A 15,556-nucleotide genomic window follows, 5' to 3' on the forward strand; every position below is an offset into this window, starting at 1 on the left:
GCACGTTCCAGCAGGCCGCCGGCCAGCTGAAGGAGACGGCGCAGGACGCCGCGCAGACGACCAGGCAGCAGGCCCAGTCGTCCGCGCAGGACGCCAAGGACCAGGGCAAGCAGGCCGTCGCCGACGCCCGCTCCTAGGGCGTACGCCCCACGTTTGTCGCTCCCTGCCGGGGGCACCTGGCAGGGAGCAGACAACGAGGGAGCGAGCATGAGGGTCGGGTACAAACTGTCCGCCGAGGGCTTCGGCCCCAAGGAGCTCATCGAGCAGGCGGTCCGCGCCGAGCAGGCCGGATTCGACTTCGTGGAGATCAGCGACCACTACCACCCGTGGCTGGACGTCCAGGGCCACTCGCCGTTCGCGTGGACCGTGCTCGGCGCCATCGCCGCGAGGACCGAGCGGATCGGGCTCGCCACCGGCGTCACCTGCCCGACCGTGCGGTACCACCCCGCGATCATCGCGCAGGCCGCGGCCACCCTGCAGATCACCTCGGACAACCGCTTCACGCTGGGCATCGGCGCGGGGGAGCGGCTCAACGAGCACGTCGTGGGCCAGGGCTTCCCGAGCGTCCGCGGCCGGCACGAGCGGCTGCGCGAGGCGCTGGAGATCATCAAGCTGCTGTGGCAGGGCGGCTACCAGTCGTACGAGGGCAAGCACCTCCAGCTGGAGGACGCTCGCGTCTTCGACCTGCCCGACCGGCTTCCCGTCATCGCCGTGGCCGCCGGCGGGAAGAGCGCCGCGACCATGGCCGCGGAACTGGGCGACGGCCTGTTCGCCACCGAACCGCGCAGCGACCTCGTGGAGACCTACCGGGGCGCCGGCGGCACCGGACCGCGCTACGCCGAGGTGCCGATGGCCTGGGCGCGCACGGAGGAGGCCGGCATCGAGGAGGTGCTCAAGACCACCCGGTGGGCGCTGACCGGCTGGAAGGTCATGAGCGAGCTGCCGAACCCGGTCAACTTCGACGCCGCGTCGCGGACCGTCCGCGCCGACGACGTCCGTGAGCAGTTCGCGCTCGGGCCGGACGCCGAGCCGTACGTGCAGGCGGTCAAGAGGTACACCGAGGCGGGCTTCGACCACATCGTGCTGCAGAACGCCGGGCCGGACCCCGAGGGCTTCATCGACTTCTTCCACAAGGACCTGGGCGACAAGCTGCGCGCCCTCTAGTCACCCATCAGCTTCCGCAGAACGGCGGGGATGCGCGCCACCACGGCCCGCTCCTCGCCGTTCAGGCTGTCCAGGGCCGCCGCGATGAACGCCGCCCGGTGCCGCCGCTCGGCGTCGAGGCGGCGTACCCCCGCGGGGGTGATCGCGACGACGACCTGCCGGCGGTCCGCCTCGGCGGCGCCCAGCGTGACGAGGCCCTGCTGGGTGAGCAGGCCGACGGTCCGGGTCATCGACTGGTGCCGCACCCGTTCGCGGCGGGCGAGCTCCGCGATGGACAGACTCCCGGCCCGGTCCAGATGCCCCAGCACCGCCGTCTGGCTGCGCGGCATCGTGTCGTGCTCGCGGACGTGCCGGACGAAATCGCCCATCGCGGACCGCAGGTCCTCGGCCTCCCGCACGGACTCCTCATTGGCGCTCATGGCAGAACAATACAGGCTTGCTGTACAGTCCGGATACACAGCAAGCCTGTAGATCTGGAGACGTGCATGAACTACGACCCGTACGCCCTGGCCTTTCCCGCGGCTTCGTTCCCGCTGCGCAGCGATGACTTCGCCATGAACGGGCCGTTGCCGGCGGAGGCGTACGCCACCGGCGAGTCGGCGGGGCAGTCGCCGCAGCTCTCCTGGGGCCCGCTGCCGGAGGGTGCGCGCAGCCTGGTGGTGACCGCGTTCGACGCGGACGCGCCGATCCCGGGTGGGCTCTGGCACTGGGCTGTCAAGGACGTCCCCGCCACGGTCCCCGGACTGGCCCGCGGCGCCGCGACGCAGCTGCCCCCGGGCGCCGCCCACCTGCCGAACGACCTCGGCGTGGCCGGCTACTCGGGGGCGAAGCCGCCGCCGGGCACGGGGACGCACCGGATGTTCGTCTGCGTCACCGCGCTGACCGTCGACCGGCTCGACGTGCCGCCGGGCGCGAGCCTCGCCATGCTCAACATCCTGCTGATCCCGCACACCGCCGGCCGTGCCGTGCTGATCGGCACCAGCGCCGCTGATCACTGAGGGTGAATGTATCGACACGGCGGATCGGGGTACCCGCGGGTCCATGACGATCCAGCTGGACCCAGCGGGAGCCGCCGGGGCCGTGATGCCGCCGGAGACCGAGGACATCACCGTGGTGGTCGCGACGCGTAACCGGCGCGACCGCCTGCGGGAAACCCTGCCCCGGCACGCCGCGCCCGTGATCCTCGTCGACAACGGCTCCGACGACGGCGGTCCCGACGAGGCGCCGGGCGTCGACATCGTCCGGCTCGGGGAGAACCTCGGCGCGGCGGGACGCAACGTCGGGGTCGAGCGGGCACGGACACCGTACGTGGCCTTCGCGGACGACGACTCGTACTGGGAGCCGGGCTCGCTCGCGACGGCGGCGAAGCTGCTCGACGCGTACCCGGGGACCGCGCTGGTCTCGGCCCGCGTGCTGGTCGGCGCGGACGGCCGGGAGGACCCGATCTCGGCGGCCATGGCCGCCGCGCCGCTCGGCGTTCCCGGCGACGCGCCCGGCCCGGCCATCCTGGGTTTTCTCGCCTGCGCCGTCGTGGTCCGGCGCGACGCCTACCTCGCGGCGGGCGGTTTCCACCCCATGCTGCACGTGTACGGCGAAGAGGCGCTGCTGGCGATGGACCTGGCCGCGGCGGGGCACCGGCTGGCGTACACGCCCCAGCTCACCGTGCGGCACCTGCCGCTGCCCAGCGGCCGTGACCCGGGTGCGCGGCGCCGCATCGAGGTGCGCAACCGCGTCCTGACGGCCCTGCTGCGGCGTCCGCCCGCGGTCGTGCGCCGGACGACGGCGCAGGCGTGGCGGGTGGACCGGGGCGGCGTGGCCGATGCCGTGCGGCTCCTGCCGCGTGCCCTGGGACAGCGCCGCGCGCTGCCCCAGGACGTCGAACGGGATCTCGTCAGCCTCGGGTGCTGACGCCCGTCACCAGCCGGCCGGCGGGGCCTCGATGTGCACCGCCTTGGTCACGGTCATCTCGTCGAGCAGTTCGGGGCCGTACCCGAAGCCCTGACCGCTGCCCCGGCGCGGGTGCGCCGCGCCGCCCGGGGCGCCGCCGAACACCGCGTTGATCTTCACGGTGCCGGCCGGGAGCTCGCGCCACGCCTGCTGGGCGTGGCTCATCGAACCGGTGAGCACGGTGGCGGCCAGCCCGTACGGGGAGTCCGCGGCCCGCGCCAGCGCCTCGCCGAAGGAGTCGACGGTCGCCACCGGCGCCACCGGCCCGAACGTCTCCTCGCGCAGCACCGCCATGTCGTCGGTGCAGTCCGCGAGCACGGTCGGCGGGTAGTACGCCCCGGGACCGGCGGGCACCTCGCCACCGGTGAGGACCCGCGCGCCGGCCTCGACCGCCGCCGTGACCTGTGCGTGCACGCCGTCGCGCAGCCGGGTGTCGACGAGCGGGCCGATGTCGCCGGCCCACGTACGGGCCTGCTCGGCCAGCGCCTCCAGGAACGGCCCGGCCACGTCGCGGGGCACGTAGACGCGTTCCACGGCGACGCAGATCTGCCCCGAGTTGGCGAAGGCGCCCAGGGCGGCCTGCTGCGCCGCCCACACCGGATCCACGTCCGCGTCGACGATCAGCGGGTCGCTGCCGCCGTTCTCCAGCAGCGCCTTGGCGCCCGTCCGGGCGCACGCGGCCGCGATGGCGCGCCCCGTGGCGGTGGAGCCGACGTGCGCGACGACGTCCACGTCGGACGCCGCCAGCGCCGCGCCGACCGGTCCGTCGCCGTTCACCAGCGAGAGCACACCGTCGGGGAAGTGCGGCGCGAGTAGCTGAGCGAGCCGCCAGCCGGTCGCCGGGGTGCGCTCGCTGGGCTTGTGGACCACCGTGTTGCCGGTGACCAGGGCCGCGCCGAGCAGGCCGCAGGAGACCGCGACCGGGTCGTTCCAGGGGGTGATGACGGCGACGACGCCGCGGGGGCCGTACGCCATCAGGTCGATCGCCTCGTCGTTGCCGGCCAGGCTGCGGCCGCGGTGGGCAGGGCCCAGTTCGGCGTACTGGCGCAGCGTGCCGACCCCCGCGCCGATGGAGTCCCGGGCGCCGCCGACCGGCTTGCCCATCTCCTGGTTCATCAGCTCCGCGAGCTCGTCCGCGGCCGCCTCGACCGCGTTCGCCGCGGCGTGCAGGGCGGCCGCCCGGGCCGCCGGCGCCGTCCGGGCCCAGCCGGCCGCCGCGTCCCGGGCCGCCTTCACCGCCGCCGCCACGTCGGCCTCGGAGGAGACCGGCACGGTGGTCACCGGGTCACCGGTCATAGGGTTCGAAACGGTCAGCGTGCGATCCGAGCCGCCGGGTCCCCAGGTGCCGCCGATCAGCTGTTCCACGTCATTCATGGCCGCCGCTTTCCCCGCCGCGCCCGATGCAAACTTCCTGAGATCGGCTATCAGTGCAGCTAGGACCCGATCTCAAGAAGTGGAGAACAAGTCGATGATCATTCGGTTAGGTGGGTGATCCAAGGGTAACCCGCGGCCCATGCGAGTCCTGGGAATCAACGCGATCTTCCACGATCCGGCGGCCGCCCTGATCGTCGACGGTCAGGTGGTCGCGGCTGCGGAGGAGGAGCGCTTCAGCCGCCGCAAGCACGGCAAGCGCCCCGTACCCTTCTCGGCCTGGGAACTGCCCGAGCTCTCCGCGGCCTGGTGCCTCGAGGAGGCCGGCCTCGAGCCCGGCGACCTCGACGCCGTGGCCTACTCCTTCGACCCGGGGATGACGCGCGACGCCGCCGGCCTCGGGCTCGACGACCCGTGGGATCACCTGCGGGTGGACTACGCCCGCCGTGCCCCGCAGTTCCTCGCCGGGGCGCTGCCCGGCCTCGACCCCGAGCAGGTCCGCTTCGTGCCGCACCACGTCGCGCACGCCGCCTCGGCCGGCCTCTCCGTACCCGAGGACAGCGCGGTGCTGGTGCTCGACGGCCGCGGCGAGGTCGCCAGCCACCTCGCGGGTGTCTACCGCGACGGGCAGCTGACCACGCTCGCCGGCCAGGAGCTGCCGCACTCGCTCGGGCTGCTCTACGAGGACCTGACCCGCCACCTGGGCTTCATGCACTCGTCGGACGAGTACAAGGTCATGGCGCTGGCCTCGTACGGCAGGCCGAAGTACCTCGACCTGTTCCGCGAGTGGGTGCACGCCGACGAGGACGGCGGCTTCACCGTGGAGCGCATCGACTGGTCCGCGCTGACCAAGGCCCGCTCCGCCGACGGCGAGATGACCGAGGCGCACGCCGACCTCGCGTCCAGCGTGCAGGTGCGGCTCGAGGAGGTGCTGCTCGACCTGGCCCGATGGACGTACGAGGCCTCGGGCGGGGTCAAGACGCTCACCATGGCCGGCGGCACCGCGCTGAACTGCGTCGCCAACGCCCGCATCGCCGCCGAGGGCCCGTTCGACCGCGTCTGGGTGCAGCCCGCCGCCGGCGACTCCGGCACCGCGCTCGGCGCCGCCCTCTCCGTCGCGCGTACCGGCGGGCCGGTCGTGCCGTTCGCCGGCGCCGACCTGGGCCGCGGCTGGAGTGACGAGGAGCTGGAGGCCGAGCTGAAGCGTGCGGCCCTGCCGTACACCCGGCCCGAGTCCATCGCCGCCGAGGCCGCGAAGGTGCTCGCGGACAACGGCATCGTCGCCTGGTACCAGGGCCGCAGCGAGTACGGCCCCCGCGCGCTGGGCCACCGTTCGCTGCTCGCACACCCCGGCGACCGGGACACCCAGACCCGCATGAACAACGTGAAGGGCCGCGAGCAGTTCCGGCCGATCGCGCCGATGGTCCGCGCCGAACGCTTCGGCGACATCTTCGAGGGCGTCTACCCGAGCCCGTACATGCTCTTCGTGCACAAGGTGAAGCCGGAGTGGAAGGACCGCATCCCGGCGGTCACCCACGTCGACGGCACCGCCCGCGTGCAGACCGTGCACACCGAGACCGAGCCGGTCGTGGCCGAGATGCTCGCCGAGTTCGAGCGCCTCACCGGGCTGCCGGTCGTGGTGAACACCTCGCTCAACACGGCGGGACGGCCCATGGTGGACACCCCGCGCGAGGCGATGGAGCTGTTCGGCTCCGCCCCGGTGGACCTGCTGGCCCTCGGGCCCTTCGCCGTGCACCGCGCCTCGGCCTTCGGGGACGGTCGATGACCGGCGTCTCCGTCGTCATCCCCACCCTCGGCCGGCCGAGCCTGACCGCGCTGCTGACGGCGCTGGCCGCCGGCGCGCCCGCCCCGATGCCGGTGGAGTACCTGCTCGTCGACGACCGGGCGCGCGCCGCCGGGGAACTGCCCGTCCCGCCCGGCATCGACGTGAAGGTCCTCACCGGACGTGCCGCCGGGCCGGCCGCCGCGCGCAACGTGGGCTGGCAGGCGGCCAACCACGAGTGGGTGGCGTTCCTCGACGACGACGTGCTGCCGGACCCCGACTGGGCGGCCCGGCTGCACGCCGACCTCACCACGGCCTCGGCACACGTCGGGGGAGTGCAGGGCATCCTGCGCGTGCCCCTGCCGGCCGACCGGCGCCCGACCGACTGGGAGCGGGTCACCGCCGGGCTGGCCGACGGCGCGTGGATCACCGCGGACATGGCGTACCGGCGGTCGGCGCTGGAGGCGGCCGGCGGCTTCGACGAGCGGCTGCCCCGGGCCTTCCGGGAGGACGCGGAACTCGCGCACCGCGTGCGCAACGCGGGCTTCGAGCTGGTCAAGGGGGCGCGGACGGTCACCCACCCGGTGCGCCCGGAGGGCCGCTGGGTCAGCGTACGGACCCAGCGCGGCAACGCCGACGACGCGCTGCTGCGGCACCTGTACGGCCCCCGCTGGCGTACCGCCCTGCAGATCCCGCCCGGCCGACGCTCCCAGCACGTGGCGGTGACCACCGCGGCGGCTCTTGCCGGGGTGTTCGCCGCCACGGCCGCCCTCACCCGCCGCCGGGGCTGGGGCACGGCCGCGGTCGCCGCGACGGCGCTCTGGGCCGCCGGGACGGCCGAGTTCGCCGCCGCCCGGATCAAGCCCGGCCCCCGCGACGCCCGCGAGGTCACCACGATGCTGCTGACCAGCGCCGTCATCCCGCCCGTGGCCACCGTCCACTGGCTGCGCGGCTGGGCGCGGTGGCGCGGGTCCCGCCCGGTGGAGCCGCAGCGGTGAGCCGGCTGTACGAGGCCGTCCTGTTCGACCGCGACGGCACGTTGATCGTCGACGTCCCGTACAACGGCGACCCCGCACTGGTGCAGCCGATGCCCGGCGCCCGCGAGGCCCTCGACCGCCTGCGCGCCGCCGGGCTGCGGCTCGGCGTGGTCACCAACCAGTCCGGCCTGGCCCGCGGATACTTCACCGCGGAACAGCTCGGCGCGGTCAACGCCCGCGTCGAGGAGCTGCTCGGGCCGTTCGACACCTGGCAGATGTGCCCGCACGACGACACCGCGGGCTGCCGCTGCCGCAAGCCCGCGCCGGGCCTGATCGAGGACGCCGCGGCCGCGCTGGGGACCAGCCCGCAGCGGTGCGTCGTCGTCGGCGACATCGGCCGCGACATGGTCGCCGCGGGCGCCGCGGGCGCCACCGGCATCATCGTTCCCACCGGCGTGACGCTGACGCCCGAGGTCGCGGCGGCACCCGCCGGCGCCGCCGACCTCGCCGCGGCGGCCGGCCTCATCCTCGACCGGCAGGCCCTCGTCACCCCCGCCGCGACCCGGGAGCGGGCCGGCACCGTCCTGGTCGTGCGGTCCGACTCGGCGGGCGACATGCTCATCTCCGGGCCGGCTGTCCGGGCGGTCGCGGCCGGCGCCGAGCGGGTCGTGCTGCTCTGCGGGCCGCGGGGCCGGGCGGCCGCGGAGCTGCTGCCCGGCGTCGACGAGATCATCGAGGCGCGGCTGCCCTGGATCGACCCGCAACCGTCGCCTGTGGACGCCGCGTTCGTCCGCGACCTGACGGCTCGGCTGGCCGCGACGGACGCCGAGGAGGCCGTGATCCTCACGTCCTTCCACCAGTCCGCCCTGCCGCTGGCGTTGCTGCTGCGCGCGGCCGGGGTCGCCCGGATCACGGCGATCAGCGAGGACTACCCGGGCTCGCTGCTCGACGTACGGCACCGCGTCCCGGTGGGGCTGCCGGAGGCGGAACGTGCCCGCTCGGTCGCCGCGGCCGCGGGGTTCGCCCTGCCCGCCACCGACGACGGCGGGCTGCGCGTGGAGGCGGGACCCGTACGCGCCGGGCACGACTACGTCGTCGTCCACCCCGGAGCGTCCGTCGAGGCCCGCTCCTGCCCACCGGAGACGATGCGCGCGATCGTGGCCGCGCTCGCCGCGGACGGCCACGAGGTGCTGGTCACCGGCGGCCCCGGCGAGCGGGAGCTGGCCGCGTACGTGACCGGCGACGCGGGCGCCGACGCCGGCCCGATGAGCCTGCGCGACCTGGCGGGCCTGCTGGCCGGGGCGTCCGCCGTCGTCGTGGCCAACACCGGGCCCGCGCACCTGGCCGCAGCCGTGGGCACCCCGGTCGTGAGCCTCTACGCCCCGACCGTGCCCTTCGGCCAGTGGGGGCCGTACCGGGTGCCGTTCGTGCGCCTCGGCGACGCCGCCGCGCCGTGCCGCGACACCCGCGCCACCCGCTGCCCCGTGGCCGGCCACCCGTGCCTGTCCACCATCGCGCCCGCCGACGTGCTCGCCGCCCTGCGGCTGCTGGGCGTACGGGCGCAGCACCCCCGAACGGAAGAGGTCGCCGCGTGAACATCCTGCTCTGGCACGTCCACGGCTCCTGGACGACGTCGTTCGTCCACGGGAAGCACCGTTACCTCGTGCCCGTCAACGCGGCCCGCGACCCGTGGGGCCTGGGCCGCGCCCGGACCTTCGACTGGCCCGAGACGGTCGAGGAGGTCGACATCGGCGCGCTCACCCCGGACGACGTCGATGTGATCATCCTGCAGCGCCCCGCCGAGCTCGAGCGGGTGGCGCACCTGCCCGCGCCGAAGATCTACGTCGAGCACAACACGCCGAAGGGCGACGTACCCGACTCCCGGCACCCCATGGCCGACCGCGACGACCTGGTCATCGCCCACGTCACCCACTTCAACGAGCTGTTCTGCGACACCGGGGCCACCCGCACCACCGTCATCGAGCACGGCGTCGTGGAGCCGAAGGCGCGCTACACCGGCGAGCTCGAGCGCCTCGCGGTGGTCACCAACGAGCCCGTCCGCCGCAACCGTGTCACCGGCACCGACCTCATGCCCCGCTTCACCCCGGTCGCGCCCCTCGACGTGTACGGCATGGGCGTCGCCGGCCTGGACCTGGACCGGGTCACCGCGTACGACGATCCGCCGCAGGCGCGGATGCACGAGGAGATCGCGAAGCGGCGCGCGTACCTGCACCTGTGCCGCTGGACCTCGCTGGGGCTGAGCCTGATCGAGGCGATGCAGATCGGCATGCCGGTCCTCGCCCTGGCCACCACCGAGGCCGTCGCCGCCGTGCCGTCCGACGCGGGCGTGCTCTCCACCCGCGCCGACACCCTCGTGGAGGCGGCGCAGTGGCTGATCGACGAGCCCGCCGCGGCCCGCAAGCTCGGCGAGCGGGCGCGTCAGGTCGCCCTGGCCCGCTACGGCCTCGACCGCTTCCTGGCGGACTGGGACCGCCTCCTGGAGGAGGAGACATGCGCATAGCGATGATCTCGGAGCACGCCAGCCCGCTCTCCGCCCTCGGCGGCGTGGACGCGGGCGGGCAGAACCGGCACGTCGCCGAGCTGTCGGCGGCGCTGGCGGAGCAGGGTCACGAGGTCCGCGTCTACACCCGCCGCGACGACCCCGGCCTGCCGGCCGTCGTGGAGATGAACGGCTTCGAGGTGGTGGACGTCCCGGCCGGCCCGGCGATGACGCTGCCCAAGGACGACCTGCTGCCGTACATGGGCGACTTCGCCGAGTGGACCGCCGCGGACTGGCGCTCGGCCTGGCTGCCCGACGTCGTGCACGCGCACTTCTGGATGAGCGGGCTGGCCGCCGTCACCGCCGGGCGCGCCTGCGACGTGCCGGTCGTGCAGACGTACCACGCGCTCGGCACGGTCAAGCGCCGCCACCAGGGCGCCAACGACACCAGCCCGCCGCACCGGGTCGCGTACGAGCGGCAGCTGGGCCGGGTCGTGGACCGCATCGTCGTGCAGTGCCAGGACGAGGTGCAGGAACTGATCCGGATGGGCGTACCCCGCTCGCAGATGGCCCTCGTGCCGTCCGGTGTGGACACCGACCGGTTCCGCCCGGAGGGGCCCGCGGTGCGGCGTGACGCCGACCGGCCGCGGATCCTCACCGTCGGGCGCCTCGTCGAGCGCAAGGGCTACGAGGACCTCATCCGCGCGCTGCCCTCGGTGCCGGGCGCGGAGCTGGTCGTGGTGGGTGGCCCGCCCGACGGCCGGCTCGACGACGACCCGTACGCCCGCCGCCTGCGCGCCCTGGCGGAGAGCTGCCGGGTCGCCGGCCGCTTCCACCTCGCCGGTCCGGCCGGGTCGGCGGACATGCCGCGCTGGTACCGCTCCGCGGACGTGCTCGCCGCCGCGCCCTGGTACGAGCCGTTCGGCCTGACGCCGCTGGAGGCCATGGCGTGCGGCGTACCCGTGGTCGGCACCGCCGTGGGCGGCCTGACCGACACGGTCGTCGACGGGGTGACCGGCGACCTGGTGCCGGCCCGCGACTTCCGGGCCCTTGGCGCCGCCCTGCGCCGGCTGCTGGCCGACGACGTGCGCCGCGTGTCGTACGCGGCTGCGGCGGCCGACCGGGCCCTGCATTCGTACTCGTGGCGACGCATCGCCGCCCGGCTGGCGACGGTCTACGCGACCGTGGCCGGCCGGACCCCGATCACCACGGACTCCCCCCGAGAGGCGGTTGTGTGATGGACCTGTTGGACTCCCACCTGCGCGGCATGGCGGAGGCGCTGGGGCCGTACCGGGCCGTGGCCTCCGGTCGCCTCTCCCGCTGGGGCGCCGAGCTCGCCGAGCACCTGGGCACCGGCGGCCGGCTGCTCGTCGCGGGCAACGGCGGAAGCGCGGCCGAGGCGCAGCACCTCGCCGCCGAGCTGGTCGGCCGGCTGCGCGACGAGCGGATGCCGCTGTCGGCGATCGCGCTGACGCCCGACTCGTCGGCGGTCACCGCGATCAGCAACGACTACGGCTACGACGAGGTCTTCGCCCGGCAGGTCCGCGCGCACGGCCGCCCGGGCGACGTGCTCATGCTCCTGTCGACCAGCGGCCGCAGCCCCAACCTGGTCCGCGCGGCGCACGCGGCCCGCGAGATCGGCGTCCGCACCTGGGCCATGGCCGGCAAGGGCCCCAGCCCGCTCGCCGACGCGTGCGACGAGGCGCTGTGCTGCCCGGCCGACGACTCCCAGGTCGTGCAGGAGCTGCACCTGATCTCGGTGCACGTGATGTGCGAGTACCTGGACCGGGCACTGCCGGTGGTGCTGGGAAAAGCCGCGGCGCGCCGGCGCGAGGCGGTGCTGGTGTCATGAGCCGTCCCCTGCTGGTCGTCGTCGGCGACATCCTGCTGGACCGCGACGTCGAGGGCGCGGTCAACCGCGTGGCGCCGGACGCGCCCGCGCCCGTACTCGACGAGCGGTCCGTCTCGGACCGTCCGGGCGGCGCCGGCCTCGCCGCCCTGCTGGCCGCCGGCCAGGGTCACGACGTCGCGCTGGTCACGGCGCTCGCCGACGACCCCGCCGCGGCCCGGCTCAGCGAGCTGCTCACGGCCGCGGGCATCGAGGTGTACGCGCTGCCGCTGGCCGGCGCCACCCCGGAGAAGATCCGGCTGCGCGCCGGCAGCCAGGTCCTCGTCCGCCTGGACCGCGGCGGCGAGCCGGTCGCCCCGGGCGCTGCGCCGGAGGCGGCGCTGCAGGTGCTGCGGGACGCCACCGCGATCCTGGTCAGCGACTACGGCCGGGGGGTCGCCCGGCATCCGGAGCTGCGCCGCGCGCTGGAGGCGGCCAAGGCGCCGATCGTGTGGGACCCGCACCCCCACGGGCCCGCCCCGGTGCCCAACGTCCGCCTCGTCACCCCGAACGAGTCCGAGGTACGCCGGCTCACCGGCGACGCGGGCGCGGGCTCCATGCTGGCGACCGTCCAGCGCGCCGGGCACCAGCTGCGCCGGCGCTGGCGGGCCGGGGCGGTCGCCGTGACCGTCGGCGCCGCGGGTGCCGTGCTCTGCCACGCGGGCCCGACGCCGCTGGTGGTGCCGCCGCCCACCGAGGCCGACGGGGACACCTGCGGAGCGGGGGATCGGTTCGCCGCCACCGCCGCGCTGTCGCTGGCCCGGGGCGCCCTGGTGTCCGAGGCCGTGCAGGAGGCGGTCGCCGCGGCCACCGCGTACGTCGCCGCCGGTGGCGTCGCCGCCGCGCTGGCCCCGGAGGAGAAGCCCGACGACCAGCAGCGCATCGGCGCCGCGGAGGCCGGCCGGCTGCTCGCCGACGTCCGCGCCCGCGGCGGCACGGTGGTGGCCACCGGTGGCTGCTTCGACCTGCTGCACATCGGCCACCTCGCCACGCTGCAGGCGGCCCGCAAACTCGGCGACTGCCTGATCGTCTGCCTGAACTCCGACAGCAGCGTCTCGGCCCTCAAGGGACCGGACCGCCCGCTGACCAAGCAGGCCGACCGGGCCCGGCTGCTCGCCGCCCTGGACTGCGTCGACGCCGTCGTGACCTTCGACGAGCCGACGCCCGAGGCGGTGCTGACCTGGCTGCGCCCCGACGTCTGGGTCAAGGGCGGCGACTACGCCGACGGCGGGCCGGACCTGCCGGAGGCCGAGCTCATGCACCGCTGGGGCGGCCAGACCGTGATCGTCCCCTATCTCGACGGCCGTTCCACCACCAACACCATCGCCGCGGCGCAGGCCGCCGCCACCAGGAGGTAACACACATGGACGCAGTCATCGTCACCGGCGGATCCAGCGGCCTCGGCGCCGCCGTCGTCGACGCGGTGATCAAGGCCGGCGGCCGGCCCTTCGTCATCGACCGGCAGCCGCCCGCCGACGGCGTCGCCTGGGTCGAGTGCGACCTCGCCGACACCCGGGCCGCCGAGGCCGCCACCCGCGAGCTCATCGAGAAGGCCGGCGGCAGCATCGACGGCGTCGTCACCGCCGCCGGCATGGACGTGCCGGGCGCGCTCGCCGACATCCCCGGCGAGACCTGGGACCGCATCGTCACGATCGACCTGCTCGCCACGGCCGCGGTGATCCGCGCCGCGATCCCCGCGCTCAAGCAGTCGCACGGCGGCGTGGTCACCATCGCCTCGACGCTGGGCGTCAAGGCGGTCAGCGACGCCACCGCGTACTGCGCGGCGAAGTTCGGCGTCGTCGGGTTCACCCGGGCGCTCTCCGCCGAGCTGGCCGGGCAGGTCAACGTCACGCTGGTGATCCCGGGCGGGATGAGGACCAAGTTCTTCGACGACCGCGACGCGCAGTACAAGCCCGGCCCGGACGCGATCCTCAACGACCCGGCCAACGTGGCCAACGCGGTCATGTTCGCGCTCAGCCAGCCCGCCGGCTGCGCGGTCCGCGAGCTCGTCATCGCCGCCGAGCAGGAGAGCTCGTACCCGTGATCCTCGTGCTGCGCGCCCTCGGCGTGGGCGACCTCGCCGCGGGCGTGCCGGCGATCCGGGCGGTCCGGGCCGCGTTCCCGGCCCGGACCCTCGCGCTGGCCGCGCCGGCCTGGCTCACCCCGCTGATCGACCTGGTCGGCGGGGTGGACCGGATCGTGCCCACGGACGGGCTGGACGACCCGCTGCCCGACCTGGGCGGGATCGAGGTGGCGGTCAACCTGCACGGCAGCGGCCCGCAGTCGCACCGGCTGCTGCAGGCGGCGGAGCCCGCGAAGCTGTGGGCGTTTGCCGGCCCGGAGGCGGGGCATCTCGACGGTCCGATCTGGGCCGAGGAGGAACACGAGGTGCATCGCTGGTGCCGGCTGCTGCGCCACTACGGCGTACCCGCCGATCCGTCCGACCTGTCCCTGGCGGTCCCGGACGCCGACGTCCCGCGCGGGGTGACGATCGTGCATCCGGGGGCGAAGTCGCCGTCGCGCCGGTGGCCGCCCGAGCGCTACGCGGCCGTCGCCGAAGCCCTGACCGCCGCGGGACACCGCGTCGTCGTCACCGGCTCGGGCGCGGAGCGCGAGATCGCCACCGAGGTCGCCGAGCGGGCCGGCCTGGGCGCCGGCGCCGTCGCGCGCACGAGCCTCGATGAGCTCGCCGGGCTGGTCGCCCACGCCCGGCTGCTGATCAGCGGCGACACCGGCATCGCGCACCTGGCTACCGCGTACCGGACGCCCTCGGTGGTGCTGTTCGGCCCGATGTCGCCGCAGCGATGGGGGCCACCGCCGGAGCGCGCGTACCACCGGGCCATCTGGCACGGGACCCGCTCCGAGCCGGGTGACCGGCCCGGGCCGGTGCATCCCGCCCTGCTGGCCGTACGGGCCGGCGAGGTCCTCGACGCGGCCGCCGAGGTGGAACGTCATGCGGCTGCGGCGTAGCAACCTCACGAAGCCCGGGTACGGCCGCCGGCGCAGCGGCAAGGGCTTCGCGTACCTGGACCGCGACGGCAAGCCGCTCAAGGACGCCGAGGAGGTCGAGCGGGCGAAGGCGCTCGTCATCCCGCCCGCCTGGACCGACGTGTGGATCAGTCCGGACCCGCGCGGGCACATCCAGGCCACCGGCGTCGACGCGGCCGGCCGCAAGCAGTACGTGTACCACCCGGAGTGGCGTACGGCCCGGGACGAGGCGAAGTTCGATCACGCGCTCGAGATCGCGGAGAAGCTGCCCGACATCCGCTCGCGCCTCTGCACCGACCTGAGCAGCCGCGGCCTGACCCGGGCGCGGGTCCTGGCGGCCGTCACACGGCTGCTCGACATGGGCATGTTCCGCGTCGGCAGCGACCAGTACGCCCAGCGCGACGATGACCCCTCGTTCGGCCTGTCCACGCTGCGCCCCGAGCACGTCCGCGCCGACCGTGGCTGCGTGGTGCTCGAGTTCGTCGGTAAGTCCGGCAAGGAGCACGCCCGGCCGGTGGAGGACGGCGAGGTCTGCCAGGTCCTGCGGGATCTGCGGAAGCGGCGCTCGGGGGAGGAGCGGCTGTTCGCGTACTGGGATCCGGCGCAGAAGAGGTGGCGCGAGGTCCGTGCCGACGACGTCAACGAGTACCTGCGCGAGATCAGCGGCACGCAGATGACCACGAAGGATTTCCGTACGTGGCACGGCACCGTCAAGGCCGCCGGGGAACTGGCCGAGGCCGGGCCGCAGAAGAGCAGGACCGCCCGCAAGAAGGCCGTGTCGCATGCGATGAAGGAGGTCGCCGAGCTGCTCGGCAACACCCCGGCGGTCGCGCGGGCCTCGTACGTCGACCCGCGGGTGGTGGAGGCGTACGAGGAGGGTGAGACCGTCGACGAGCCGACCGAGGAAGCGGTCCTGGACATGCTGGCCGACTGACCCT

General features: G+C 74.9%; 14 protein-coding genes and 1 pseudogene. 13 read left to right on the forward strand and 2 right to left on the reverse strand.

The window, feature by feature from the left end:
* Positions 1–207: 207 nt before the first annotated feature.
* A complete protein-coding gene (locus tag AB0K03_RS05250; RefSeq protein WP_364680771.1) occupies positions 208–1,164 on the forward strand; it encodes a TIGR03557 family F420-dependent LLM class oxidoreductase in 957 nt (318 codons plus the stop codon).
* Here the strand turns inward: AB0K03_RS05250 and AB0K03_RS05255 are convergent.
* Positions 1,161–1,583: a MarR family transcriptional regulator gene (locus AB0K03_RS05255; protein WP_364680774.1), complete on the reverse strand. Its 423-nt coding sequence runs from the start codon at positions 1,581–1,583 to the stop codon at positions 1,161–1,163. The genes AB0K03_RS05250 and AB0K03_RS05255 overlap by 4 nt on opposite strands.
* Positions 1,584–1,649: 66 nt before the next feature.
* On the opposite strand from AB0K03_RS05255, the gene AB0K03_RS05260 reads away from it, so the two are divergent.
* Positions 1,650–2,162, forward strand: a complete 513-nt coding sequence (locus tag AB0K03_RS05260) for a YbhB/YbcL family Raf kinase inhibitor-like protein (RefSeq protein ID WP_364680776.1) — start codon at positions 1,650–1,652, stop codon at positions 2,160–2,162.
* A 43-nt stretch (positions 2,163–2,205) separates the two neighbouring features.
* The gene (locus AB0K03_RS05265; RefSeq protein ID WP_364680777.1) at positions 2,206–3,072 is read left to right on the forward strand and encodes a glycosyltransferase; all 867 of its coding nucleotides are present in this window, start codon (positions 2,206–2,208) and stop codon (positions 3,070–3,072) included.
* A 6-nt stretch (positions 3,073–3,078) separates the two neighbouring features.
* On the opposite strand, the gene AB0K03_RS05270 is transcribed toward AB0K03_RS05265, so the two are convergent.
* Positions 3,079–4,485, reverse strand: coding sequence for an aldehyde dehydrogenase family protein (locus AB0K03_RS05270; RefSeq protein WP_364680780.1), 1,407 nt, complete (start codon positions 4,483–4,485; stop codon positions 3,079–3,081).
* Positions 4,486–4,624: 139 nt separating this feature from the next.
* Here AB0K03_RS05270 and AB0K03_RS05275 point away from each other — a divergent pair, with 139 nt between their 5' ends.
* From AB0K03_RS05275 to AB0K03_RS05320, 10 genes and pseudogenes are all read left to right on the forward strand, one after another.
* Entirely contained in the window at positions 4,625–6,268 is a 1,644-nt protein-coding gene (locus AB0K03_RS05275; protein WP_364680782.1) for a carbamoyltransferase C-terminal domain-containing protein, read from the forward strand.
* A complete protein-coding gene (locus AB0K03_RS05280) occupies positions 6,265–7,263 on the forward strand; it encodes a glycosyltransferase (protein WP_364680785.1) in 999 nt (332 codons plus the stop codon). The genes AB0K03_RS05275 and AB0K03_RS05280 overlap by 4 nt, the downstream gene beginning before the upstream one ends.
* Entirely contained in the window at positions 7,260–8,837 is a 1,578-nt protein-coding gene (locus AB0K03_RS05285) for an HAD-IIIA family hydrolase (RefSeq protein ID WP_364680788.1), read from the forward strand. The genes AB0K03_RS05280 and AB0K03_RS05285 overlap by 4 nt, the downstream gene beginning before the upstream one ends.
* Positions 8,834–9,763 carry a glycosyltransferase gene (locus tag AB0K03_RS05290; protein WP_364680791.1) on the forward strand — a complete coding sequence of 310 codons (930 nt, stop codon included), beginning with the start codon at positions 8,834–8,836 and terminating at the stop codon, positions 9,761–9,763. The genes AB0K03_RS05285 and AB0K03_RS05290 overlap by 4 nt, the downstream gene beginning before the upstream one ends.
* The gene (locus AB0K03_RS05295; protein ID WP_364680794.1) at positions 9,754–10,980 is read left to right on the forward strand and encodes a glycosyltransferase; all 1,227 of its coding nucleotides are present in this window, start codon (positions 9,754–9,756) and stop codon (positions 10,978–10,980) included. Before AB0K03_RS05290 ends, AB0K03_RS05295 begins: the two co-directional genes overlap by 10 nt.
* Positions 10,980–11,594 (forward strand): SIS domain-containing protein, encoded by a 615-nt coding sequence (locus tag AB0K03_RS05300; protein ID WP_364680796.1) that lies wholly within the window; start codon positions 10,980–10,982, stop codon positions 11,592–11,594. The genes AB0K03_RS05295 and AB0K03_RS05300 overlap by 1 nt, the downstream gene beginning before the upstream one ends.
* Positions 11,591–13,057 (forward strand): annotated as a pseudogene (locus AB0K03_RS05305) (PfkB family carbohydrate kinase). The gene AB0K03_RS05300 and the pseudogene AB0K03_RS05305 overlap by 4 nt, the downstream one beginning before the upstream one ends.
* Positions 12,994–13,674: an SDR family oxidoreductase gene (locus tag AB0K03_RS05310; protein ID WP_364680799.1), complete on the forward strand. Its 681-nt coding sequence runs from the start codon at positions 12,994–12,996 to the stop codon at positions 13,672–13,674. The pseudogene AB0K03_RS05305 and the gene AB0K03_RS05310 overlap by 64 nt, the downstream one beginning before the upstream one ends.
* On the forward strand, positions 13,671–14,600 hold the full coding sequence (locus AB0K03_RS05315) for a glycosyltransferase family 9 protein (protein WP_364680802.1): 930 nt from the start codon (positions 13,671–13,673) through the stop codon (positions 14,598–14,600). The genes AB0K03_RS05310 and AB0K03_RS05315 overlap by 4 nt, the downstream gene beginning before the upstream one ends.
* On the forward strand, positions 14,584–15,552 hold the full coding sequence (locus AB0K03_RS05320) for a DNA topoisomerase IB (protein WP_364680805.1): 969 nt from the start codon (positions 14,584–14,586) through the stop codon (positions 15,550–15,552). The genes AB0K03_RS05315 and AB0K03_RS05320 overlap by 17 nt, the downstream gene beginning before the upstream one ends.
* The last annotated feature ends 4 nt before the right edge of the window (positions 15,553–15,556 follow it).

It is taken from the genome of Actinoplanes sp. NPDC049316, from assembly GCF_040677315.1.
Lineage (GTDB): Bacteria > Actinomycetota > Actinomycetes > Mycobacteriales > Micromonosporaceae > Actinoplanes.